The following is a 25,229-nucleotide window of genomic DNA, read 5'->3' as shown; positions in this document are numbered from 1 at the left end:
ACTATTGCAAAAGAGGCGCCATTGATTCCCTAATGATTTTGGGGTTACTTTCTAGTAAGCTTGTAACAGACAACTAGAAAGGAATGATTCAATAATGTTGAAAAAAAGTATCGTGTTGTTGTTTAGTATGTTGATTTTTGCTTTGCCGACATCTGCATCTGCAGCTACATATACAGTAAAAAGTGGGGACACGCTTTGGAAGATTGCTTCTAAAAATCAAATCGGACTAAGCGAATTAATTGCTTTAAACCCTACATTAAAAAATCCGGACATGATTTATGTTGGAGATAAAATTATTATTTCTGAAAATGAACAACAAGCAGTAGAAGAGCAAGTAGTTAGCTTAGTGAACAAAGAACGTGCGAAAGCAGGGTTAGCCCCACTTACAATCGATTGGGAGCTATCGCGTGTTGCAAAATACAAATCACAAGATATGCACGACAAAAAATACTTCAGCCATACAAGCCCAACTTACGGCTCACCATTTGATATGATGAAAAAATTTGGTATTAGCTATAAATCAGCAGGTGAAAACATTGCTAAAGGCCAAAGAACAGCTACGCAAGTAATGGATGCATGGATGAATAGTTCAGGTCACCGAGCAAATATTATGGATGCGAAATTTACGCACATTGGTGTAGGTTTCGTTGAAGATGGTTACTACTGGACGCAAATGTTTATTAAAAAATAAAATCTCAAAATTATAAGCAGTTCAAATTTACGCAATTAAGTAAAATTTGAACTGCTTTATTTTATGTCTACAATTTTTATATATAAAGCTCCCAGCCGAAAATTAAGATGACCATTAGTAAACCAGAGACACAAGAAAGTGTATAGCGAATTTTTTGACCACGTGTTAGTGTTATTTGCCGCCACCCTAATAATAGAGCAACGATGCAAACCGCTACGATAATTATATACGCATAATTTATCCAAAAATGAAGTTTTAGTGCGGCATAAGGTGTGTAGTTAAGTGCTCTATAAAATAAAGTAATTACATTTATAACAATAATGAGATTCGCTAAAAGCAGTTTTGTTTCCCATTTTTTTGAAATGATAGATGGAACTTTGTTTTTTCTGTTATTTATGGATTGGATTAAGCTGATTACTAGAGTAATAACTGTATAGAGAATACTAAAAGTTATGGCTAAGAAACTGAGCAGCTTAAAGATTTTTGAACTTTTGGAGACCGGCATCAAATCACTTGTTAGCGTTGAGATCTTTTCTATTTGACCATTGTTCAAAGTCACATGCAGAAAATCATTCGAATCATCAGTAGATTTATAAAGAGACGGAGCAATTTGTTTATACGTCACTCCAAAAGTATTCATTCTATTTGACTCTGTCACTTCAATATTTAGAGTACTTAGCGCACCATATAGCTTGGCGAAACCTTTATAGGGCTGCCTTGCCCAAAAATAATTTCCTTCATGATTTTGTACATTGGGCATAGTTTGATATTTGTTTGATGGTGAATATTCTCCGAACAGGAGTGTCGGTAAGCCGTAACTAAGCGCTACTTCATTTTGCTGATTCGTCATAATAATTAAACCTAATTTGTTTTCTTTGGAAAAGATGAAATTGCTTGAAAAACTGTCCGTATTCCCTGCATGGCCCAATACATCTACTGCATAAAGACCTTCCCAAAAACCATGAGCATTTCGCGGATAGCCATTGTCATAGAAATCACTCGTCGTCAGCATTTCATCTAATGTACGATTGTTTTGAAATAAGGGGCTACTCTCACCATCCGCCGGCATAAGCGCCATCATAAATTTAGCTAAATCCCCTATAGTACCCATTGCACTTCCAGCTGGATATAGACCGATAAAAATACGCCCATTTTTAGAAATACTTAATTCACCATCACTACCACGATACCCAAAAACTTCATCTCTTTTTGTTGCAATACTTAGGTTATCTTGCTGTGTAGGGTGAATGGATGTGTATTTCATATTCAAAATAGAAAAGATATGTTCATTTACATATTCATAAAACGGTTGTTCGGAGAGCTGTTCTACAATGAAAGCGGCCAGTGCAACACCATAGTTAGAGTAGGCAACGATACTTCCCGGCTCAGTCACTTGATAAGGATTAGTAATGTGAAGCATTTCTTCTAAAGGATTTATTTCATGCGCGGACTTATAAAATAAATCTATATATGCTTCCTCCCAGCCAGCATTATGGTGCATAAGATTTAACATCGTGATAGGGGTATCATATTGCCGATTGGTTAAAAATCCGGCTGGTAAATATGATCGGATATCTTCATTTAGTTCAAGCTTTCCCTGCTCTACAAGTTGCATTACACTTGTCCACACAAGAAGCTTCGTAACAGAACCCCACTCTAAAACAGTATCAGGTGTGACTTTAATCAGATTTTCAATATTTGCGTAGCCATAGGACGAACTCATGAAAATTTCGCCGTCATTCATAATTAATATATTCGCTCCAGCTGTTGATGTCCCAATATATTGAGCAACATATTCATCCACACGATCCTCTAGTTCAGTATAAGGAATTCCAGAAGGTGTTAGTTTATCCTCATTTGCAAAAACAGTTGATACAGAAAAAAACAATAGTGCGAATACAATTAACCTTATTTTTTGCATTAAAGTGCTCCTTTTTACATTTATTCATTTCATCACTTAAAGTTTAGGATTGTCTAATGATGAAGTAAGTGTTTTTGAAGCTCTGGCCCGTTGAGCTAGGTCTCGGGGCAGGCTTTTCGGTATTGAGATAAATAGCGGAAGGAATTACCGCTATTTTTAAATTAACGTGAAAAATAGGGGGAATAAGGGAAGAAATTTCCGTTATTGACCTAAAAAAGATGAAATTTCATGGTTTTATTTAAAATAACGGTAAAACGTTCCCTTATTTTTCCTGAAAATGGGCTATATCATTCAAATAAAGGTAAAATCTTCCTTTATTTTTTGGGAGAATTAGTTTTTTAAATAAAAATATTGATGGACCTCACAAACGGCAATAAGGGAAGCGATAAAGACACGTAGCACATCAATCAATTAAGAGAGATTTTATTAGAAAAGAAATCCCGTATTATGATGATGATAAATTTACCCGTAACAAATGTTTAAATATTCCATTTTCATTATATTGTAATTAAGAATAGGTGAAATAACTAGGAATATATTAATTCATTTAACAGGGAGGAGAGGGGGGCCGAGAATAGCGGGCGGAATAGAGGGACGAATTCCGCTTATTTAAAAAATAAAGTGAAAAATAAATAAATTAAACGGAGATATTCCGTCTATTGAATAAAAAAACATAAAATTTAATGATTTTAATGTAAATAAGCGGAAATTCTCCTCTTATTTTTGCTGAAATAAACGAAATTCTATAGATAAAAGGAAATCCTCCGCTTATTTTAATCTCGGCTAATATGTAATGCTGGTGGTTAGAAGATTAGAAGCTTTGAATTTAGGTTTGGGGGGAATGGTCTTCAAAAAGTTGCCATTGAAACGAGTGGAAAGTCTGCAAAAACAAGAAGTCCGTTTTTTACAACTTTGAATAATATATATTTAATATTAAATGTAAATGAGGTTGTAATTTTGAAGGTGCATGGGAGAGTCAGTTTATTTGTTGGATGGATTACATTGTTTTTAATCGGCATTGACTTATTTGTAGTATCTCCTTTAATGCCATTTATTTCGGAAGCGTATGTTACAAGTCCAGCGATGACTGGCTGGATGATCACTGTTTTTGCAATTACCTATGCTATTTTCGCTCCTTTTTTCGGGTGGCTGTCAGATAAACATGGACGGGGTGCATACATCACATTTGGATTAGTGTTATTCGTCGTTTCTAACATACTAACCGCCTTCGCTCCTACATTTTTTTGGTTAATTGTTAGTCGTATTTTAGTTGGTTTATCAGTTGCTTCAATTGCTCCGTTGCTTTATGCAATTATTGGCGATGTTGCACCTGCAAATCGGACAGGGACATGGCTTTCGATTCTTGCCTCAGGTCACTTAACAGCTCTTTGGGCTGGAGCTCCAATCGGTATTTTGTTAGAGCATTTTCTTGGATGGCGTTCAGTATTTGTGGCACTGGCTCTTATGGGCGCTATATTGGCAGTAGTAAATCATAAAACATGGAAAAATAATTCGAAAAGCCTTTCAACGAGGAATCTACTCGGGGGAAATTTATTACGAATATTTGGTTCAGTAAGTGTGACTACTAGTTGGGCGATTTCAATGTATGCTTTATATGTTTACTTAGGCGCGGCCCTTTATTCCGAGAATAGTTTTTCATCATTAGAAATCGCTGCAGCTATAACATTTTATGGTATTGGTGCTGTTATAGGTAGCCTTACGGGTGGACAGTTAACAGATCGATTTGGAGAAAAGAAAATTTCAAAACTAATACTCATTTCCTTAGCGCTAATACTCGTTTGTTTAGGCATCTTCTTTACTTCAAGTATTTGGATCTATTTCTACTTATTCTTATGGGCTTTAATTGGATATGCAGGATTTACATCTTACACTGCTAGGTTAGCGGGGGAATATCCAAATGAACGAGGAACTGTAATGGCTTGGAATATGACAGCTTTATATGTCGGTATAACGTTAGGATCAATGCTTGGCGGTTTCGTCATTTCTAATTGGGGCTACACTTTACTTCCGTATGTTTGTAGCTTTGCAGCAATTTTAAGCTTCGCCCTTAGTTGCCAACAAGTTAAAAAAACAAATACTAAAACTGCTCAAAAGGTGAATTAGAGACACAATTCTCAGAGGATTTGTGTCTCCTTTTTTTATTGTTGAAAGTTATTTCTTAATCTATCAGCAACACGAACTAACTTTACTTTTAGCTCCTCGAACCAGGGGGGAGTATCATTAATTTCTCCGTAATCCAATGAATTTAATATTCTGGCAAACTTATATAAATTTGCATACCTTTTAAACTGTGGGAATTGAGCCACGACATCATCATCTAAATCCATTTTGGTACGGTAGCCATTCAAAAATGAGTCAATCAACCATTTTGATTGAGGATTATCAATAAAATCATCAAGTGCTGTTACAAGATCAAGTGCATACCAATGATAGAGGGCATCATCAAAGTCAATGACATTAAAATGCGGATCTTTATCCCGTTTAAAGAATAAATTATCTAATTGAAAATCATAATGGATTAATCCAAATACATCTTGGTCAGTTGATAATGATTGAAGCCAATTCGTCATCTTACGTAATTCTTGAAGAGCTAATTCTTCTCCTGGATGTTTTTTAAACACGCTTTCCATGAATTGTACGGTGTCTAGCCAACTTTTTCTTTTTTCATCTAATGGATTAAACGTTTTAGATAAACAATGAAGTGAGGCAAGCGATTTTCCCCACTCTTCCATCTGTTCTTCAGTAATTGTCTCCTCATCCAAAGTGATTCCGTTAGCAGCAGTAAAGACGACAGCAATATACGTTCCTTCTGAAGTTTTTAGCGTTTCAATTAATCTTTGATTGTTTGATTGAATTGGTGTTACAGTTGGAAATCCATTTGTTTGTAAATAGTGCATAAACTCTAACTCTGCCTTTATTTGTTCAATCGAGTTATGCTGTTCAAAACTAATTCTTAAAAAGTATTGAACTTGATTACGCATAAAAGCATATACGAAGTTTGAACTTGCGCGCCGTAATTCCAAAGTTCCCTCATCATGTTCCCAAAATTGAAGTAAACTTTGAGCGAACCCATTAGATGCAACGCCTCTTACCATGTTTCCTAAATCCATCATTTTCTTTTTCCTCCCATTACTTCTGAGAGGGTTAAGCCTTATTTAAGAAGTAATCCCTCTCATTAGCATACTATTTTGAAGTTCGATCATTTTCAATAAGTCACCCCTTCCTTAAGAATCGGCTATAGCCAATCAGAGTTAAATTCGACATGAAATTACTAATCCCTCTTTTTTCCATGCTATATTGGTTAAGATGCTTAGCAATCAATTCAGACCGTACCATTACGTCGGAAAATGTAACGATAAACGCTGAAAGGGTGAAAAGATATGAAAAGAGAGGGAATAGTTAAGTGGTATAAAGTTGAAAAGGGGTACGGTCGTATAATGCTTGATGGTGAAGATACTAATCATGTTTTCGTTCACTTTAGTTCGATCTTACCTGATAACAAGAGATTTCCAGATGGATTTAGTTTTCTTAAAGAAGGTCAAAAAGTATCGTTCGATTTAATTGAAAGTCCAAATTCTACAGATCAGAAACAAGTAGCTGAAAATGTAATGGTTATTTCTGATTAAAGAGGACTTATTTAGTATTCAGGTGCATTCCTTTTATAAGAAATGTGCCTTTTTTAAATGAAATACCTTTTACAAAACAAATGGGTATTTATGTTAGAATAGTTTGTATATTACATTTTAAATAACGAGCAGTAATGATTAGTTCATAACTGGTTAAACAGACTTGAATCAGAAAATTTTCGACTTGTGTAGCTGGGATAAGCACGAATGATAATTTTCCTAGAAAAATATTAAAAAACAAAGGGAGTGTAATGTGAAACATAAAATAATATTTTTTGATGTAGATGGTACTATTACAAGTTATAAAGACGGTACAATTTCACAAAGTACGAAAACAGCGATTAAACAGCTGTTAGATCAAGGTTTTAAAGTGGTAGCAGCAACAGGCAGACCTTTATCAATGTGCAATGAACTTGCTGAAATAGGGATAGAAACATTTATTACAGCTAATGGCGCCTACGTTACGCATCAAGGAAACTGTATTCATAAAATTGTATTACCAAATGAAACAGCTAACCTATTTAGTGAATTTGCATTGGAACAACAAAATGCCCTTACTTATTATTCGGATACTTTACATATGAACGAGGTACAAAGTCCAAAAATACAGCAGGCTCTCTATGAAACATTAAGACTGCAGGAATTTCCTCCCATCAATGAGGATGTACAATTGAAAGAAATTTATTTGCTTTGTTTATTTGCGGATGATGTAGAAATTGAAAAGTATAAAAATCAATTTCCTACAATTCACTTTAAACGCTGGCACCCATATATTGTGAACGTACTTGAAAATGATGTTTCAAAATCTTTGGCTATTCAAAAAGTGTTAAATTATTTTGGACTAACAAAGGAAGAAGCTATTGCTTTTGGAGATGGAGAAAATGATATTGATATGTTGGAACTTGTAGACTTAGGCATCGCTATGGGAAATGCAGGCAAAATATTAAAATCCACCGCTAACTTTGTAACGAAAGATTCTAGTGAGGATGGTATTGCATGGGCGTTAAAGAGATATGAATTAATTTGAGGATCTATGGATTATTAAAAAATCGCTGTTAATGCATAACTTATTCGAATTGAAAGGGTGATAAAAATAGAAATCGATTTTTTGAAAAAACATCCTGCTAAAATAAATGAAGTTTCGACAATGATTTTCAAGGAATTTGTTGAAAAGACGGGTAGCAGTAAGAAGTTTGAAGATGTAGTGAATTATATTTCAAATGAAATGGATACTACTTTTCCAATAACCCTCGTTGCTTTTGAGAACGGAGAATGTATTGGTACAGTTTCAATTTTTGAAAACGATCTAAAGATAAGGGAAAAGTACAAGCCTTGGCTGGCATCTTTATATACGAAACCTGAATATCGGGGGAGAAGTGTTGGGAAAGCGTTAATAGACAAAACGATTGAGATAGTTAAGGAATTAGGATTCAATGAACTATATTTAAGAACAGAGGATGCATCTGACTATTATAGAAAACGAGGGTGGATCTATGTTGAAACTGTTTCTGATGAAAAATACGAAAAGATTGATGTATTTAAGAAAGTGATTTATTGAAACAGCAAGATTTGATAGATAAAGTCTAAATTTCAGGGGGTTATTTTATGTTTGTAGTAAATGTAGAAGGAGCAATTCGTCGCAATGACAAATGGCTATTAATACATAGAAGTGAAAAGGAGGAGCATGCTGGTGGAGGCCTCTCCTTAGTAGGTGGAAAGTGTGAAATTGAAGGTAATTCATCTGATATTCTGGAAAGAACGTTAAAACGAGAAGTTTTTGAAGAAGTAGGTTGCGAAATTACAGGTATTAAATATGTTAATAGCTCCTCCTTCGTGACAGATTCAGGGATAAATGTATTTGATATCGTTTTTCTATGTCAGCATAAATCTGGGGAACCTTACGCTAAAAGTACGGATGAAGTGGATGGTGTTGTTTGGATGACTACATCAGAGATTATTACTCATACAGAATTACCTCTATTTTTAAAAGAAAACATTAAACTTGCAGAGAAAGTACTACAGGATAATTTACATGAGTAATTTTAGTTTTAAGGCGCGGTTCTATAATAAGAATTAGCGCCTCTTTTTTTTCTGTATTTAAATCCCAATGAATTTGGGCTCGAAGATTTTATTGTTTGTTTACATAAAAAAATAGAAATTCAAAAAAATTTCGAAGGCCAACAAAATCAATAACAGCAAAGGGTATGGATGATATAACCTGTTATTTACTGGAAAATATATATTGACAATAATTAGGTGGTACGTTAGATTAGTTACTAATTTCAATTTAAAATGCAATGAAGAGGATATGAATCGTTTTAGTGAAGGTCAAAAGAGAGGGAAATCACCGGCTGAAAGTTTCCTGATTGGACAAATCGATTTACTCCCTTGGAGCTGTGCTAGGAAACTAGTGACGTTTACAGGCGTTATCTGTATCAATGAGCTACTGGAGTTACATGCAGTAGGAATTTGGGTGGAACCACGGGTATTCAAGCATATATTCGTCCCTTTGCGGATGAATATATGCTTTTTTTATTTACCAAAAAAAGAAAAAGGAGAGGTAGTATGTCAAATCAACAAGTTACAATTCAATTTCCAAATGGCGAACAAAAACGTTTTGCCAAAGGTGTTACGCTAACCGAAATTGCTAAATCGATTAGTTCGAGCTTAGCTAAAAAATCAATTGCGGGAAGTGTAAATACGACGACAACCGATTTGACACGACCAATTCTAGTGGACGCTGAAATTTCACTGTATGAAGCTTCGTCAAAGGAAGGCTTAAAGGTACTTCGTCATTCAACAGCACATTTATTAGCGCAGGCAATAAAGCGACTGTACCCTGATGCAAAATTTGGGGTTGGTCCTGTCATAGAAAACGGATTTTATTATGATATCGAAATGAGCCATGTCCTCGTCCCAGAGGATTTGCAAACACTTGAACGTGAAATGAAAAAAATCGCGAATGAAAATTATGCTGTTGTTCGTAAGGAAGTGTCACGAGAAGAAGCTGCTAACATTTTTGCACATGACCCCTTGAAGTTAGAGCTACTTGAATCGATACCGACAGAAGAACTTGTAACAATTTATGAGCAAGGGGAATTTGTTGATTTATGTAGAGGGCCACATGTACCATCGACTAATAAAATGCAGCATTTTAAGCTAATGAATATTTCAGGAGCGTATTGGCGCGGCGATAAGAATAATCAGATGCTGCAACGCATTTATGGGGTAGCCTTTGCAACGAAAGAAGATTTGCAAGATTATTTCGTATTCCTTGAAGAAGCTGAAAAGCGTAATCATCGAAAGCTAGGGAAAGAACTGCAACTATTTATGTTCTCTGAAGAAGCGCCCGGTATGCCGTTTTATTTAGCAAATGGGCAAATCATTCGTAATGAACTTGAAAACTTTTTACGCAATTTGCAAGCGATTTACGATTACAAAGAAGTGCGAACACCACTGATGATGAATCAACGTCTTTGGGAGCAATCTGGACACTGGCAGCACTACAAAGAAAATATGTACTTCACACAAGTTGATGAGCAAAAATTTGCCTTAAAACCGATGAACTGTCCTGGACATATGCTCATTTATAAAAATGATTTACATTCGTATCGAGATTTACCGATTCGTATGGCAGAGTTTGGCCAAGTACACCGACATGAATTTAGTGGTGCGTTAAATGGGCTACTTCGCGTTCGGACATTCTGTCAAGACGATGCACATATTTTCGTGACTCCCGCACAAATTGAAGACGAAATTGCACTAGCATTACAAATTATTGATCACGTATATAAAGTATTTGGCTTTGAATACGAAGTTGAGTTATCGACACGTCCAGAAGATTATATGGGGGAGCTTGACTTATGGAATCAAGCGGAGGAAGCACTTGAAAATGTATTAAACCGACTCGGCATTGCTTATAAAATTAATGCTGCAGACGGGGCATTTTACGGTCCGAAGATTGATATTCATATTCGAGATGCGATTAACCGTAGTCATCAATGTGCAACGATCCAGCTAGATTTTCAACTACCAGAGAAGTTTGATTTAACATATGTTAATGAAGATAATGAGAAAGTACGCCCAGTTGTAATCCACCGAGCTGTATTTGGTTCAATCGATCGCTTCCTAGGTATTTTAATCGAACATTTTGGCGGCGGATTCCCACTATGGTTAGCGCCAAGACAAGTACAGGTTATTGGCGTTTCCGAGGCACATACAGACTATATTGAAAAGGTTAAAGCCCAGTTACGCCAGGCCAATATTAGAGTAAATATAGATAAACGTAACGAAAAGCTTGGTCGAAAAATTCGAGATGCGCAAATGCAAAAAACACCGTATATACTTGTATTAGGTGATCAAGAGCAGCAAAATGAAACTGTAACTGTACGAGCGTTTAAACAAGATGGACTAAATACATTATCTATTGATGCGTTTATTAAACAGATTCAATTAGAAATTCTAAATAAGCAATTGCCTTCCTAAATTGATAACAATTAAAAATATCGTAATGGATGAATAGATTTCAAGAAATTTCACTATACGCTAAACTGCATCCCATTTGTTTGATTCAAACAAATAGGTGCAGTTTTTCTATGGGTAAAATTAGCTGGGAAGGTAAATTAGTAGCATCATTAGTTATTTGTCTCTAGTGAGGGGAGTATCAGCAAGCAAAGTATTCCGATAATTAGAAGGTAGGCGGATAAAATGAATCCTAAGCTTATGACACCAATCAGGTCTATCGCATATCCAAATAGTAAGTAACCTGGTATGCCTCCACCAACACATATAATATTATAAACACTAAAAACACGAGCAAGATGTGTGCTCTGTATATGGGTTTGGAGATAACTCACTACAAAGATATTTAATATTCCTTGAGAAATCCCGCCAACTATTAAAAGAAGTTGTAATAATGGTAAAGGCAATTTTAATGCAAAACATAAAATGGCAAAACTAAAAGCAAATAATGATAATAAGAAACCATATTTTTTATTAAGATTGTTATACAAAAATGGACTAATAAATGAGCCTATTACAATACCAATGATTGTAGGGGTTGTAAATAAAAATAGGCTTTCGGCGCCTTTACCAAAAATCAGCTTTAAGTAACTAATTAAGTAAATATCAATCGCTGAGCCAACCATCCAACCTAAAAAAAATATAATAAACAACCTGTAAATTTTTTGATCATTTTTAATATAGAGAAGACCTTCCTTAATAGACCTCATTAAGGAAATTTTTTCTGATGAATCAGCTTTATTTAGATAAGTAGGTCGAATAAAGAAAACGGTTAGAAAAGATGCGAAGTAAAATATAGACACGAGCAATAAACAATCATATGTAGTAAATTCAAATTTAAATAATACTGCTGTAAAGGAATAAGCAATCAGTTTGGCTGTCATATTTACTATACGAAAGAGGCTATTCGCTTTAGGTATTGTCTTACTATCTATAATATGTGGAATTAAGCTAGCGCTTGAGGTAGTGAAAAAAGCATTCACGAGTGTAACTAGAAATATTAATACATAGATTAAAAAAGTAGAGTGGGTTTGAAAATAACTTATGCAATAAAAAAGTAATAGTAATGCTATTCGAATAACATCTGAAGAAATCATCATTTTTTGTAATGGTTTTGTTTCGACAAATGCACCAATGTGTAAACCAAACAGTAAAACAGGGATTGCTGAAAATATAAAATAATAGGAAGTATCGACACCAGTTCCTCCTAATGCTTGCAACATACTTAATAAAACAACGAATAAGATTGCATCTCCAAATGCGCTAAAAAAGTTAGCAGAAAATAATAAAAGGAATTTTTTGTTGTTAAACATATTTTCACCTCATATAGTAATTTTACTTTAACTAAAAATAAAAATGCTTAATTAACCAGTGGTCAATTAATGGTGTAAAAAAACTCTAGCAAACTAGAGTATTTAATAGAAAATTGATATAAGAATGTGCTGCTTCTTGTGCTTGTTCGTAATTATCGACACGTCCTTTGTAATAGAGGACAAATCCATGAAGCGCTATAAATACTGAGTGAATATTATCTTCATCTAATGCATGTTGATGTAAACATTGTAAAGTATGAGTGAATTTTTTTAAGCTTTCTTTTGGAGCCATTTGTTGAAGAGGATCATCTAAGCCATCTTGTTTAACAAACATAAAATCATATTGGCTTTGGTTGTTTAAACCAAATTCGATGTAGCTTGTTAAAACATATTTTGTTCCTTCTATGCAACCAAATTTTAATGCATTATCTAATAAGTCGTTTAATTTCGTGAAATATTTTTCGATAACTGCATTAAATAACTCTGTTTTGTTTTGAAAGTGATAGTAAATGGAGCCGTGACTAAATCCTAAAGCACTTGCAATAGAACGCATCGAAACTTTTTGAAAATCTAATAGTAAAAACTGTCGATCTGCCTCCTCAACAATCATTTCTTTAGATAAACCATCCGATACTTTCTTTCGTCCCATAATATACACCCCTTATTGACCAGTGGTTAATTTTTATAATAAAGCATAAGATTTACTAATGCAAATTAAATTTAGGTTAAAAATCTTCAATAAATATGATTCCAGTAAAAAATATCTCTGAATATTATTATAATATATTTATACTATTATCGAAAGGTTAACAATGTTAAACTATGTTAGCATTCTTTTTGAGTGAACAATATGTAACGATTATAGGAGAGTCCTAAAAAATGAAGAATAAAATGAACGTGTTAATCTTACTTTTAACAGCCATCTTTATGGTTGGTTGTACGGATGTAGAAGAAGTTTCTATTCCGGATGAAAAAATAGAGACAGAAGATGTAACAATTGTTGATACAACTGAAAATAGTGAAACTGCTACTACGGTTGTTGATGAATCAATAGTAGAAGAAACTACAGCTCAATCAAATAAAGACCAGTTTTCAGGATATAAACTTATTGAGGTAGATGGCGGTAATTTATCTGGTCATCGTGAACCTAATGTGGTAGTTAACATTGGTTTCGGGGACCGTGATTATTGGGCATTTACGAATGAATACGGGCAATTAGTACGTGTCATTGCGGACAAAATTATTTTACAAGATGATGATAACGAACCGGTATTATCGTCTGGTAGATACTACTCTGATGAAGCAAAGGTTCCAGGTGTAGAGAGTTCCGTTTTAGATGAAGGACATGTCATTGCTGATTCACTCGGAGGGGTATCGAACGCTTACAATATTACCCCACAAAATAGTACGCTCAACCGTCATGGTGATCAAGCTTATATGGAAGACGCAATCCGTAAAGCTAATGGAGCAACTATGTTTGAAGCGATTATCACCTATCCAAATACTAAAACGCAGATTCCTTCAAGTTATCAGTATACCTATACTTTAAAGGGGAAAAAGATCGTTGATTCATTTGACAACGTGAACCCTGATGAAGTTAACGAATCACTCGGTTTAACAGGTGAGCCTTCCAAGCCAGCTCAATCCAACACTAGTGGTGGCGATATTTCGAGTGTTGATACAAACGGGAATGGACAAGTAACAATTAAAGAAGCAAAAGCAGCAGGTTTCAGTATGCCAATAACAAGTGATCATTGGTTATACCCCTACATGCATGATGCTGATAAGGACGGTTTAGTAGGCGAGTAAGTGTACTAGCTCTTATTCCAAATTATATTGGGAGAGCCAAGGAGAGCGACCAAAATAGAGGGAGAAATTCCGCTTAATATAAAAATTTCATGAAAAGTAACCAAAATAAGCGGAGAAATTCCTTCTATTGATTAAAAAAACATAAAATTCATCGGTTTTCATAGAGATAAGCGGATATTCTCCTCTTATTTTCCTCATTATAACTCAAATTCTTTAAATAAGCGGAAATCCTCCGCTTATTTTTTCTGCCCTAATTGTTAAACCACATTTTAATATTCCTTTATTGAGCGCGATTCTGTAAAAAGGATTAGCGCTCATTTTTCTAAGTTTTATCCCAGACTGGTTAAAAACTTGCAAGACAAACTATCAACTCACAATTGATATACGTTACGTGTAAATGAAGTTATAAATCAGTTTTAGAAGAATATATTATTTTATAGAAGTTTATTTTCTATGAATATAATAACTTCTCGTCTCAGTCTAGCTATTCCTTGTTCTTTGTTGTTTTTGCAATGAGATTTTAGATCTGCCAGTTTGTCCATTAATTTCAATTTAGGAGGATAAGCAATATGGATTTATTAAAACCGATTTTATCTCACGCAAGTAGAATGCCAAATCAGAAAGCACTAGTTTTTGGGGATTATACGTACACGTACAAAGAGTTAAACGATGAAATTAATCGATATAGTAATGGTTTAATTAAACAAGGTTTAAAAAAGGGCGATAAAGTTAGTTTGTTTTTAAAAAATTCGCATTGGTTTGTGATTTGCGCTTATGCCGTGATGAAGGCAGGAGGTGTCATCGTTCCTATTAATTTCCGTCTGACGTCGAAAGAAATCCATTATATTGTGAATCAATCTGATTCAATTGCTGTCATTACAGATGCGGATCAAACTGAATTAGTAAAGAGCGCCATTGTTAATATTTCTGCAAATCCATTAATTTACAGTACGGGAGATGAAACTGAAGGGGTTATATCTTTAAAAGAGCTTGATACTACACAAACTGATGACCCGAATGTACCAATTTCTGCAGATGATGATGCGCAAATTTTGTATACATCAGGTACAACTGGTAATCCAAAAGGGGCACTGCTTACACATGGGAATGTAATTAGTCTCAATAGTGCTCAAACTGTAATGATGAAATTAAATCGTGAGGACGTCTATTTACTAGTAGCGCCGGCATTTCACTCGGCAGGTTTAAATATGGTTCTTACATCTTGCTTTTTTGCTGGTGCCACAGTTGTCATGATGCGAGATTTCCATCCTTTAGAAACTCTAAAAGCGATAGAGCAGCATAAAGTCACGTTATTCTTTGGTGTGCCTGCTATGTATAATGCATTTTTCATGATTCCGAAAGGGTCCTTTGATTTATCATCTGTTCGTGGCTATATTTATGGTGCAGCACCAATGTCACCAAGTATGATTGAAAGTGCTGTAGAATATTTGGGTTCAGATCAGTTCTATAATGCGTGTGGTTTAACTGAAGGTGGACCAGGAGGCGTTTATTTAACACCAGAAGAACATAAGACAAAGCTAGGTGCGAGTGGAAAAGCGATGACATTTTTAGATGTTCGGGTAGTAAATGATTATATGGAAGATATATTGCCAGGTGAAGTTGGTGAGCTAATCATGCGCGGTGAATCTGTTATGAGAGAATACTATAAAAAACCAGAAGAAACAGCGAAAACGTTTCGTGACGGTTGGCTATTAACAGGTGATTTAGCAACAATTGATGGCGAGGGCTTTATTACACTTGTAGACCGAAAAAAGGACATGATTATCTCAGGGGGCGAAAACGTTTATTCGGTTGAAGTCGAGCAAATTTTAAATGGTTATCCAGGCATTGTTGAATCGGCAATTATTGGTTTGCCAGATTCGAAATGGGGAGAGGTTGTAACAGCTGTTATCGTTAAAAAGGATGATATAGAGATTGATGAAGAAGATATCAAAGCATATTGTCGCGAGCATTTAGCTGGTTATAAATTGCCACGTCACTTTATTTATGTAGAAGCTTTACCTCGTAATGTTTCCGGGAAAATATTGAAATATCAATTACGTGAAAACTGGAAAGAGGATAAAATTAGTCAGTAGGGGACTTTACAGCAATTCATATCAGGCGGTTTGTATTACTAGGGGGAGTAATCATGTATTTAGAAATTTATCTTTATCCTGTACCTGAAGAAAACAAGGAACAATTTTTAAAAATTAATCGAGAAGCAGAACGTATCTACAAAGAATATGGTGCACTTGAGAGCGACACATATACTGCTACATCTATTCAGCCAGGGTATGGTTGTTTGGGTATGATATCGTCAGTTGAACTACGCGAAAATGAAATCCTTATGATGGAAATTAATCGGTATCATCATAAGGAGCACCATAGTCAGGTTTTGGAGAAAGTTGATAATGATGAACAAATTGAAAAGTTATACAATCAAGTGGTTAAGGTAATCGATCTTAGTCGTACTGTCCGTGGTGAATTTGAGTTTCTTTGAGGGGCTTAAATTGAAATTGCTTTAATTGGGTGCACGTACATATTCAAAAGTGCGTGCATTTTTTTCATGAATAATCACTAATATTTTGTCATTCAAAACACCCCTTAAGTTTTTAAACAAACTTAAGGGGTGCAGTTCTAATGATTTACATTTTTTACGGTGTCACTGTTAAGTCTTCCTCTAAAGAATTAGGTGTTTCTGTTAATTCTTCTTTAGAAGATTGTTCCTCAGCAGGGGCATCGCTAGGTCCTTCTGTAATTACTGGTAAATTAATATATAATTTACCGGCAGCTTTTTGACGAGTTTCGTTATTAAAGTCATCGATTGCAATTACTTCAATAACTGCACCGTTTGCAACGGTGTCAGCAGGAACTGTCCAGTAGCCTACATAATGACCATTTCCTTGTTCCATCATTGGTAACGCAGTAGCATTTTGAACTAAGTTTGTTAATGGCATATGGATCACAAAAGTAGGTTTTAATCCTGGCTCACTATCAAACTCAATTTTAACTGTTCTACCCGTTGTAATTGTAATGTCAGTATCTGGTTTTAAATTTGAAATAATTGGTGCATCGAAATCTGCAGTTACAGTAACTGTCTTAGAAACACTGTTGCCAGCTTTGTCTGTAGCTACTACTGTGATTTCATTCGCTCCATTATCAAGAATAACGCGTTTTGAATATTTTCCATCGCTGATAGTAGCGTTTGAGCCATTAACAGTCACTGTGTCAATATTTTCATCTGTAATTAAACCTTCTACAGTAACTGTTTCACGATTTACCTTTTCACCATTAGATGGTTTGTCGATCGTTAGTTCCGGAGCTATCGTATCTAAAGTTACTAAAACCGGAGTCGATTCACCTGTTACTCGACCATCTAATTTTGAAAGAACAGAAAATTCATTAGCGCCTTCAACTAAGTCTGCTTTAATTTTAAATTTACCATCGTCTCCAACTACTGTTGATGTAACTACTTCGCCATTTTGTTTTAACTCAATAGTTGTTGTTGGAGATGCTGTTCCAGTAATTGTTGTTTCAGGCTCATTTGTAATTGAGTTTGTTACTGGAGAAGTGATTACAGGACCGACTACTTCATAGCTAACGCGTGCGCGAATCATATAGTTTCCTTCAGCGGCAGGAGCTGTAGACCATGCACCTGATACATGCTGATAGCTTCTTGCTGCATTTTTACCATCTTCATCCGTTGCAAGACCTGGCGTATTCGGGTTTGCAACTGTTTGACGGTAAACCATATAGAAGTCACCATTTACAACAATATTGTGATCTGTTAAATCTACCACTGTCCATTCACCATTTCGAAGAGCCGTTGCATCAATTGGACCAGCTAATTGTTTACCTGGCGTACCGTCTGCTCCGGTAGCATCCCAAACTTCCACTGCAAATGCAGTACCGCCTGGAGTAGGCCATTCAGTTGTCCAGAAGCGGAATACACCATCTGTTACAATTCCGTTTTCTTTTCCTTCAGGAAGAGACATTTTTACTGCCCATGCATTTCCGGCAGCGTTGAATGCACGAGCATTTTCCGCAGTGCCATCATCATAGCCGATTTCTCCACCTGGATATGTGTAGAAAGGTTCAAGAGAAATGCTTATAGGAGATAATTCACCTGTAAGAGATACAGGAATTTCCTTACCATGGTATCCACGTGCAATTACTTTAAGTGTATACGTTCCTACATATGCTGTAAGGGCAAAGTTACCGTTAGCATCTGTTTGAACAGGTGTGATATTTGCGTCTTCAACTAAAATAACTGTTGCACCTTCAATCGCTTCTCCTGTTGATTCGTCAGTAATTGTACCGCTTATTGTATTTTGTTCAATTTCATCTAATGTGAAATTCGCAGTAGAAGTGCTATCCGCCTCAATTGTGACTGTTTGTATCTCAGATTCGAAACCGTAAGCCTCTGCTTTTACATTAAATGTGCCCGTACCATGTGTCAGTTTGTATGAACCGTCTGCTGGGCTTGAATAAACCGAACGTCCTGACTCTATCACACTTACTTGAGCGCCTAATGGAAGAAGTGTTGGATTGTTGATTACTTCAATCTCAGGTGCCTTATCTTTTGAAAGTACATCAGGTTTAATGGTCTTTGGATCTACAGCTTCTTTTAATGCTTCTTTTTCTTTCCCGTTACCTTTATTGCCATTATTACCGTTGTTGCCATTGGTATTTCCTTTATTGCCGTTGTCATTTCCTTTACCATTACCGTTGCCATTATTATTGTTTTTACCTTTAGAAACTTTACCAGTTTGAGATACGCTAGCTAATGCTACATCATCAATATACCAGCCATCTCGTTGTACACTAGAATCTGAGAATGCATTGAAACCAATATAGATACGTTGTCCAGCATAGTCTGATAAATCAACCTCTGCGTCTAACCAACTATTGGATATACCTTGAACCATTAATAATTGTGTCCAGTTTTCTTGGTCTGTTGACACAAATACATGTCCATAATCATACGCTCTACCAGAACTAGCTTGTTCGAAGTTATGCCAATGTTTAAATTGTAGGTAAGAGTTTCCTTCGGGCAGATCAATTGGAGGTGCAACAAGTGTCGCGTTCATGCTGTTTGCATATGTGCCAGATAAGTTTGTTGCATACACCTTTTCACCTGAGGCAGCATTTCCTGGACCAGATGTTGGTACACCCCAATCCCAGCTGTCATTAGTACCAAATGAGTACCAGCCAATTGGTTGTGTTTCAAAATTTTCAAAATATCCAACAGTGATGCCTGGTTTTACTTCCACAACGTACTCGTCACTGATTACTTCATTATTACCGAAGTCATTAATTGTCCATTTGTACGTAAATGAATTGCCAGAGATTAAATCACCCGGAATAACTACAGCAAATTCACCAGCGTTATGATCACCAGATTTACGCCCAGCAGGAATTTGTTGCCAAGCATTATTTTCATCTTTGTAGTTAAGTACAACTGATGAAACACTAATGTTATCACTAACTGAAACGGTTAAATTTAGATCCATTCCGGCATATGTTTCACTTGGTGCGGTATGCTCGAAATTAGGGGCTTCATTATCCGTTCCTGCTTGTGTAACTTGACCTTCTAGCGTACCTAGTCCAGTAATAATAGAAGAAACTGCTTCATAAGCATCTACTAATCCATAACCATAACCTTGGTTAGGTGTAGTAGTGTATTGACTATCTGTTAAAGGATTTGCAGTGTCTAGAAGAATCTGTTCCATTTCATCTACTGTTAAATTAGCATTTACTTGACGTAGAAGGGCAGCTACACCTGATACAGCAGGACCTGCCATCGATGTACCATTCCAACCACCTTCATAACCACCGCCAGGAACTGATGAACGAATGTTTACACCTGGAGCAGAAATATCTGGTTTAATTTCAGCATAAGGTGAAGGGCCACGGAGAGAGAAATTCCCAACTAAGTTATTGATGTCTGTTGCTCCTGTAGCAAATGACTCTGGATAGTTTGCTGGTGCAGCAACAGATCCAGCACCCCCTGGGTTAGTGAAAGTTGTATTACCTGCAGAGAATTCAGGGAAGATTTCTGCTGCACGCCAGTTAATAACAACATCACGGTACCACTCATCTAAACCAGGACCACCGCCCCAAGAGTTATTCACGACATCTGGTGCCATATCAACACGCGCATTTCCGTTAGCATCTGTTGGTGCTAAAATCCACTGAGCTGCCTCTAAAAGGTCAACATCTGAACCACCGTTAGCAGTGAATGCTTTTACGGCAATATACTTGGCTCCAGGTGCAACACCTATTTGATTTGAGCCATTTGGTTCACTACCAACCATAGTACCTGTAACGTGTGTACCATGGTCTTGATCATCATATGGAGTTGCACGTCCAGCAGAAGTTGAATCATACCAGCTATAATCATGAGAAACTTCACCGGTTGCTGCGTTATAGCCACGGTATTTTTCTTTTAAAGCTGGGTGATCCCATTGAACGCCGGTATCGATACTTGCAACTACCGTACCTGATCCATCAATACCCATATCCCAAACTTCTGGAGCATTAACGCGTTCAATATTCCACTCAACGTTTGCAACTTCCGCGCTTGGTGCTACGGCATCCTCAGTTTTGGTCGTAAAGAGTTGACGTGTTTCATTCGGTAATACTTTCTCTACTTCCTCAAATGTGGCGATTTTTTCCGCAACTTCTTGGGTTGCTGTGACGGCAATGGCATTTACGATATAAAAGGATGTAATATCTGATGCATTGCCAACTTCCGCTTCTTTATTGAGGAATTGCATGACTGATTGTTGAGATTCAATAGATGTTGCCTTTAATTCGGAGACAACAGCAGAACGCTGAATCAACTTGGCATTTAGAGCGGATAAGTTGGAATCTACCGCTTTTTGACGAGCAGCCGTAGCAACTTGAGCAGAATTCGCTTTATCTTTAAATTTCACTAAAAAGGTTACTTTGTTATCTTCTTTGAAATTTTCAAGTAAGCGCGCATTTAATTTTTCACGTGCGGAACTAAAAGTACTAATAGAATTGGAATCTCTAAAAGATTCATAGAGTTGATTGGAAGTTGTTTGTGCGCTAGCAACACTTGGTGTCAATAAAGAAAATGTCATCGCTGCAGTAGCGAGGATACTAAATGCTTTCCTAGAATTCTTTTTTCTCTTCATTTTCATTCCCCCTTAGATTTTCAATCGAACTTTACTTTTACTAAATTTGAAACTTGTAGGTTGGACTTTAAGGATTTTAAGAACAACCTTTCCTCCTCTCTATACTTTTTTTAGGTAGAAATGACTGGTTTGTGAAATTAAATTCTCTAGATGTAAGTACTATGTTAGATTATGGAAAATATTTTATTTGTCGTATTATGTCGAATAATTTAGAAGTGAAAAGCATTTGAATTTAAATGCCTATTTTTTTTACCTGAAGGAGAGCCAAGGGACACAGTTGGATATCAGAGGGAGATAGTGTTATTAAGGTTTTGCAGTTATTTTAGATTTTGCAAAAGGATTGAATTTATCTCTCATATTTAAAAAAAGATTAGTTTAACCTAAAAAAGAGCAATAGGTCTAAAGGTCATTTATTTTTCGGAGGTTGTAAGAAGGACTTTTTATTCATCTATCTAATTTGAAATTATTATTCTTAATGAAGAAAAGCGGTAAGTATCTTTTGAAGTGAATTAGATTGAAAATTCAGAAATTAAAGCAACTGAGAGTGTTAATAGTTTATAAAAATAAACATTGCAGTAAACAGAATGTTATTTTCAACAAACTTATCGATAAATTTGATAGGGGAAAAAAGGCTTGTAAGATTCCTGTATATATTTAACTAGTGTACTAGTTTTTATTTCACTGGCGTTCTTTTTGAGTAAAAGCTATGATTTGGAAATGTCGAAATTTGTCTAAATTCTAGGTCCTGTATAATTTACAATTAAATTAATTCATCACTATAAGTTGGGATGACAAAATTGCCGCCTCGCGATAGCGCAAGCGGCTTGATTATGTGTTTTTTTACTTCACTTTATAACGAGGGCAAAATTTTGGGATTGGTGGGCCTCGCAAACGGCAATAAAGGCAGTGATAAAGACATGTATCACGTGGCTTTAGCGCTGTCTTGCCGTAGCCCACCAACCAAAGTAGAATTTTATTAGAAAAGCAACCCCATGTTATGGTGATGAGCCATTCAATTGAAAAGTAATTGGAGTAAATAGGGGAAGTATATATTTTCTAAAGTTATTGTGCCATAATGAATAGGATAGGAGGACTCAGTATGAAGAACGAATTAATATTGATACTTACATATGTAGTTACAATTACTTTAGTGACGTTGACAACATTTAATCCAGAAGAATACATAATAAAGGATGCCTATATGGCGGCTTTAACGGGTCTTATTTATATTGTCTTTACAATTGGATGGGGAAGGCTAGTGCAGCAAACAAAATTTAACGCATTTCATAAATGGATTTTTGTTTTGATTGCTTGGTATACCTTATTAACGATTGGAGATATTTTATTATTTCAGAAAATGCCAAGTGTGTTGATTATGCTTGGGATGTTACTTTTTATACTCGTATGTCTTTATGTTTATCGAGCAAATGGCATAGTAGTCGATGCTTTAACAGCTGCTCTATTATTGTTGATACTCTACATTGCGATGCGAATTGAACATACTATTATTCCAGGAGCGATAATTGGTGGCATCTTTATTTCAATACCGTTTTTAATAATCGCGGCAAAGAAATCCCTTCGTGCAACACAAGTTCTAGCGCGCCTTGTATTTTTCTTAATGGCTTTTACCATTTTATTTTTATCTCCAGGTATGCCTATTTTCGCAGAGGGCGGCTATTTGTTGTATTTAGTAATCAGTATCATTGTTGTGGCTTTTGTCATTAGACGTAAAATTGAGCTGCTATTGCCACAGGAAGCTATGCCTGTATTATTAATAGTTACATTGGTTATGTATGGTGTGAAATTTATTTAATATGTTATAAAAGAGGGCTGAGGAGAAAATAATACTTTCTCGTCAGCCTATATTTATGTGCTTTTTTACAACATTGAAATCCATGTTATGTGTAGAACGAATATCCCAGTATAGAGGAACATGACGAAAGAAAGAACTATTCGCCAAACGTTTGTTAACCTTGTAGGGAAATCTGATTTCCATAAAAACCAAACTAGACCAGATAAAACAACTTTTGTTCCGAGAATCATTAAAGGGGAAAGTGAACTTAACAGTGGATTCGCTTCTTCAATCCATTCGTTACTAAGCCCCCAAGCTGTAAAAATGCCATCGATAAGATTTAACACTAATATGACCAGCAACATCCGTTTAATATCAAACAAACGTCTCATTATATATCACTCTTCGCTTGAATCGTAATCTCTCCTTTTTTATTTTTCCATAGATATATTTTTTCTGCTTTTTTTCAATCTCTTCATATTTAGATAAATGTTTACCAAAGTGAACTCATTTTATACTGCCTATTTCACCGGAATTAAATTAGACACCTAATTTAGTTCCGGATTATTTAGCACATTCGTTAACTGGAGATAGTTCCAAGGCAGAGGATATATTAGAGACAATGGCAAATATATTACATTCAAAACATAAAAGACGTTTTATCTGCATATTAAGAGATGCTAGATGAATATAATTTAAAGGAGACGCTTAAACGATAGGAATATTTAAGATTACTATTCTTTATTAATAGAGAGGTGATGGGTATGGTACAGAAAGTATTATCTACGTCCCAACAGCTGCTGATTGGGGAAGCACTTAAATATGCTGCACATAATGTTGCTGATCGGGAAGCATTTATAGATGGAGATCATCGATTAACGTATGGGGAACTTTTGACGCGTTCGCTCCATTTAGCGGGATGGCTACAAGCTCAAGGGATTGGTGTAGATGACAAGGTAGGCTGCTTGTTGAAGAATGGCCTGCCTTTTGTCGAGCTATATTTCGGCGTTTCATTAAGTGGTGGTGTTTTTGTTCCTGTCAATTTCCGTTTAGCTTCAAAGGAAATTGAATATATTCTAAACCAATCTGATGTAAAGATATTATTTGTTGAAGAAGAATTTATAGATAGCGTTCGTTCTATTATGCAAAACTTATCTCAAGTTAAAATTATCGTGCCAATTAAAGCCGAGAATTTAGAATTTGAGATAAACACAATCCCATATGATGTAATTTTTAATACAACTAATGAATACAAGCCTGTGAATCTCACTGACGATGACGCGCATGCCATTATTTATACATCGGGTACAACAGGGAAACCAAAAGGGGCAGTATTAACCCATAAAAATTTTTATATGAATGCAATGAATAAACTTTATCACTCTCAACCTAGGAAGGGCTCTAGGCAACTGATTATTCCTCCACTTTTCCATGTTGCTGCTCTGTCCTCACTTTTACAAAATTGTCTAATAGAAGGGACAATTATTATCCACCGTGAATTCCAACCAGATGTTGTACTGAAAACTGTCCAAGAAGAGAAAATTGAAACAATGTTTATGGTTCCGGCCATGTGGAATTTTCTATTCCAAGTGCCGAATCTATCTGATTATGATTTAAGTTCAATGACGAATTGTTCTTTAGGGGGAGCAATCTGTCCTATTGAAATTAAAAAAAGAATTTTACAAGTGTTTAAAAATGCAACAATATTAGAAGCTTTTGGACAAACAGAAATGAGTCCCTCTACAACTTATTTAGCCGGTGAAGATGCTCTTAGGAAGACTGAATCAGTTGGAAAACCTTCTATTAATGTAAGGGTACGAATTGTGGATAATGAAATGAATGATGTGCCTGTTGGAGAAGTGGGGGAAATTGTCTATCAGGGACCAACTACAATGAAGGAATATTATAAAAATGAGGAGGCAACAGAAGAAGCATTCAAAGGGGGCTGGTTTCATAGTGGCGATCTAGTACGAATGGATGAAGAGGGCTATATTTATGTGGTAGACCGGAAAAAGGACATGATTATAAGTGGCGGTGAGAATATTTACCCGAAAGAATTGGAAGATGTTTTATACTCTCATCCGGATATTTTAGAAGCTGCTGTAGTGGGAATTCCGCATCCTACTTGGGGTGAGACTGTGAAAGCATATATTGTCTTAAAGTCAGGCAAACAGATGACGGAAGAACAAGTAATACAATTTTGTCAAAGTAGCATTGCTTCTTACAAGAAACCGCGGGCTATTGAATTTATGGAGTCGTTGCCTAGAAATGCTTCGGGAAAGGTACTTAAAACGGTTTTACGTACGGGAGCTTACCAATAAGTCTAATAAAATATCTGAATATTTAAAATAATAAATAGTATGAAATGGTAA

18 protein-coding genes are annotated in these 25,229 nt (G+C 35.7%); 12 read left to right on the top strand and 6 right to left on the bottom strand.

Annotated features, from left to right (window positions below; translation table 11 throughout):
- Window positions 1–94: 94 nt before the first annotated feature.
- The gene (locus MHH95_RS14735) at window positions 95–691 is read left to right on the top strand and encodes a CAP domain-containing protein (RefSeq protein WP_340728203.1); all 597 of its coding nucleotides are present in this window, start codon (window positions 95–97) and stop codon (window positions 689–691) included.
- Window positions 692–767: 76 nt separating this feature from the next.
- On the opposite strand, the gene MHH95_RS14730 is transcribed toward MHH95_RS14735, so the two are convergent.
- On the bottom strand, window positions 768–2,612 hold the full coding sequence (locus MHH95_RS14730; RefSeq protein ID WP_340728202.1) for a serine hydrolase domain-containing protein: 1,845 nt from the start codon (window positions 2,610–2,612) through the stop codon (window positions 768–770).
- A gap of 963 nt (window positions 2,613–3,575) precedes the next feature.
- Between MHH95_RS14730 and MHH95_RS14725 the strand changes: the two genes are divergently transcribed.
- Window positions 3,576–4,736, top strand: a complete 1,161-nt coding sequence (locus tag MHH95_RS14725; protein ID WP_340728772.1) for an MFS transporter — start codon at window positions 3,576–3,578, stop codon at window positions 4,734–4,736.
- A gap of 35 nt (window positions 4,737–4,771) precedes the next feature.
- Here the strand turns inward: MHH95_RS14725 and MHH95_RS14720 are convergent, their stop codons facing one another.
- Entirely contained in the window at window positions 4,772–5,746 is a 975-nt protein-coding gene (locus MHH95_RS14720; protein ID WP_340728201.1) for a phosphotransferase enzyme family protein, read from the bottom strand.
- A gap of 267 nt (window positions 5,747–6,013) precedes the next feature.
- Between MHH95_RS14720 and MHH95_RS14715 the strand changes: the two genes are divergently transcribed.
- The 5 genes from MHH95_RS14715 (at window position 6,014) to thrS (ending at window position 10,744) form a co-directional block, all read left to right on the top strand.
- Entirely contained in the window at window positions 6,014–6,259 is a 246-nt protein-coding gene (locus MHH95_RS14715; protein WP_191701531.1) for a cold-shock protein, read from the top strand.
- Between the two features lie 253 nt (window positions 6,260–6,512).
- Window positions 6,513–7,286, top strand: a complete 774-nt coding sequence (locus MHH95_RS14710; protein WP_340728200.1) for a Cof-type HAD-IIB family hydrolase — start codon at window positions 6,513–6,515, stop codon at window positions 7,284–7,286.
- A gap of 81 nt (window positions 7,287–7,367) precedes the next feature.
- The gene (locus MHH95_RS14705) at window positions 7,368–7,817 is read left to right on the top strand and encodes a GNAT family N-acetyltransferase (RefSeq protein WP_340728199.1); all 450 of its coding nucleotides are present in this window, start codon (window positions 7,368–7,370) and stop codon (window positions 7,815–7,817) included.
- A 47-nt stretch (window positions 7,818–7,864) separates the two neighbouring features.
- Window positions 7,865–8,299 carry an NUDIX hydrolase gene (locus MHH95_RS14700; protein WP_340728198.1) on the top strand — a complete coding sequence of 145 codons (435 nt, stop codon included), beginning with the start codon at window positions 7,865–7,867 and terminating at the stop codon, window positions 8,297–8,299.
- Between the two features lie 525 nt (window positions 8,300–8,824).
- Entirely contained in the window at window positions 8,825–10,744 is a 1,920-nt protein-coding gene (gene thrS / locus MHH95_RS14695; RefSeq protein ID WP_340728197.1) for a threonine--tRNA ligase, read from the top strand.
- Between the two features lie 149 nt (window positions 10,745–10,893).
- On the opposite strand, the gene MHH95_RS14690 is transcribed toward thrS, so the two are convergent.
- A complete protein-coding gene (locus tag MHH95_RS14690; RefSeq protein WP_340728196.1) occupies window positions 10,894–12,093 on the bottom strand; it encodes an MFS transporter in 1,200 nt (399 codons plus the stop codon).
- Window positions 12,094–12,178: 85 nt separating this feature from the next.
- Window positions 12,179–12,742, bottom strand: a complete 564-nt coding sequence (locus MHH95_RS14685) for a TetR/AcrR family transcriptional regulator (RefSeq protein WP_340728195.1) — start codon at window positions 12,740–12,742, stop codon at window positions 12,179–12,181.
- A 230-nt stretch (window positions 12,743–12,972) separates the two neighbouring features.
- Between MHH95_RS14685 and MHH95_RS14680 the strand changes: the two genes are divergently transcribed.
- The 3 genes from MHH95_RS14680 (at window position 12,973) to MHH95_RS14670 (ending at window position 16,402) form a co-directional block, all read left to right on the top strand.
- Entirely contained in the window at window positions 12,973–13,902 is a 930-nt protein-coding gene (locus MHH95_RS14680) for a DNA/RNA non-specific endonuclease (protein ID WP_340728194.1), read from the top strand.
- Between the two features lie 569 nt (window positions 13,903–14,471).
- Window positions 14,472–15,998, top strand: a complete 1,527-nt coding sequence (locus tag MHH95_RS14675; RefSeq protein WP_340728193.1) for a class I adenylate-forming enzyme family protein — start codon at window positions 14,472–14,474, stop codon at window positions 15,996–15,998.
- 53 nt (window positions 15,999–16,051) lie between these two features.
- Window positions 16,052–16,402: a DUF1428 family protein gene (locus tag MHH95_RS14670; protein ID WP_340728192.1), complete on the top strand. Its 351-nt coding sequence runs from the start codon at window positions 16,052–16,054 to the stop codon at window positions 16,400–16,402.
- A 154-nt stretch (window positions 16,403–16,556) separates the two neighbouring features.
- Here MHH95_RS14670 and MHH95_RS14665 read toward each other — a convergent pair whose 3' ends face one another.
- Window positions 16,557–21,065 (bottom strand): S8 family serine peptidase, encoded by a 4,509-nt coding sequence (locus MHH95_RS14665; protein WP_340728191.1) that lies wholly within the window; start codon window positions 21,063–21,065, stop codon window positions 16,557–16,559.
- Between the two features lie 1,099 nt (window positions 21,066–22,164).
- On the opposite strand from MHH95_RS14665, the gene MHH95_RS14660 reads away from it, so the two are divergent.
- Window positions 22,165–22,878: a hypothetical protein gene (locus MHH95_RS14660; protein WP_340728190.1), complete on the top strand. Its 714-nt coding sequence runs from the start codon at window positions 22,165–22,167 to the stop codon at window positions 22,876–22,878.
- Between the two features lie 65 nt (window positions 22,879–22,943).
- On the opposite strand, the gene MHH95_RS14655 is transcribed toward MHH95_RS14660, so the two are convergent.
- A complete protein-coding gene (locus MHH95_RS14655; RefSeq protein ID WP_340728189.1) occupies window positions 22,944–23,249 on the bottom strand; it encodes a DUF5658 family protein in 306 nt (101 codons plus the stop codon).
- A 372-nt stretch (window positions 23,250–23,621) separates the two neighbouring features.
- Here MHH95_RS14655 and MHH95_RS14650 point away from each other — a divergent pair, with 372 nt between their 5' ends.
- Window positions 23,622–25,178 (top strand): class I adenylate-forming enzyme family protein, encoded by a 1,557-nt coding sequence (locus tag MHH95_RS14650; protein WP_340728188.1) that lies wholly within the window; start codon window positions 23,622–23,624, stop codon window positions 25,176–25,178.
- The last annotated feature ends 51 nt before the right edge of the window (window positions 25,179–25,229 follow it).

Origin of the sequence: Solibacillus sp. FSL K6-4121 (genome assembly GCF_038002585.1) — a bacterium.
Classification (GTDB): Bacteria; Bacillota; Bacilli; order Bacillales_A; family Planococcaceae; genus Solibacillus; species Solibacillus faecavium.
This window is presented reverse-complemented; position numbering and strand designations above follow the sequence as displayed.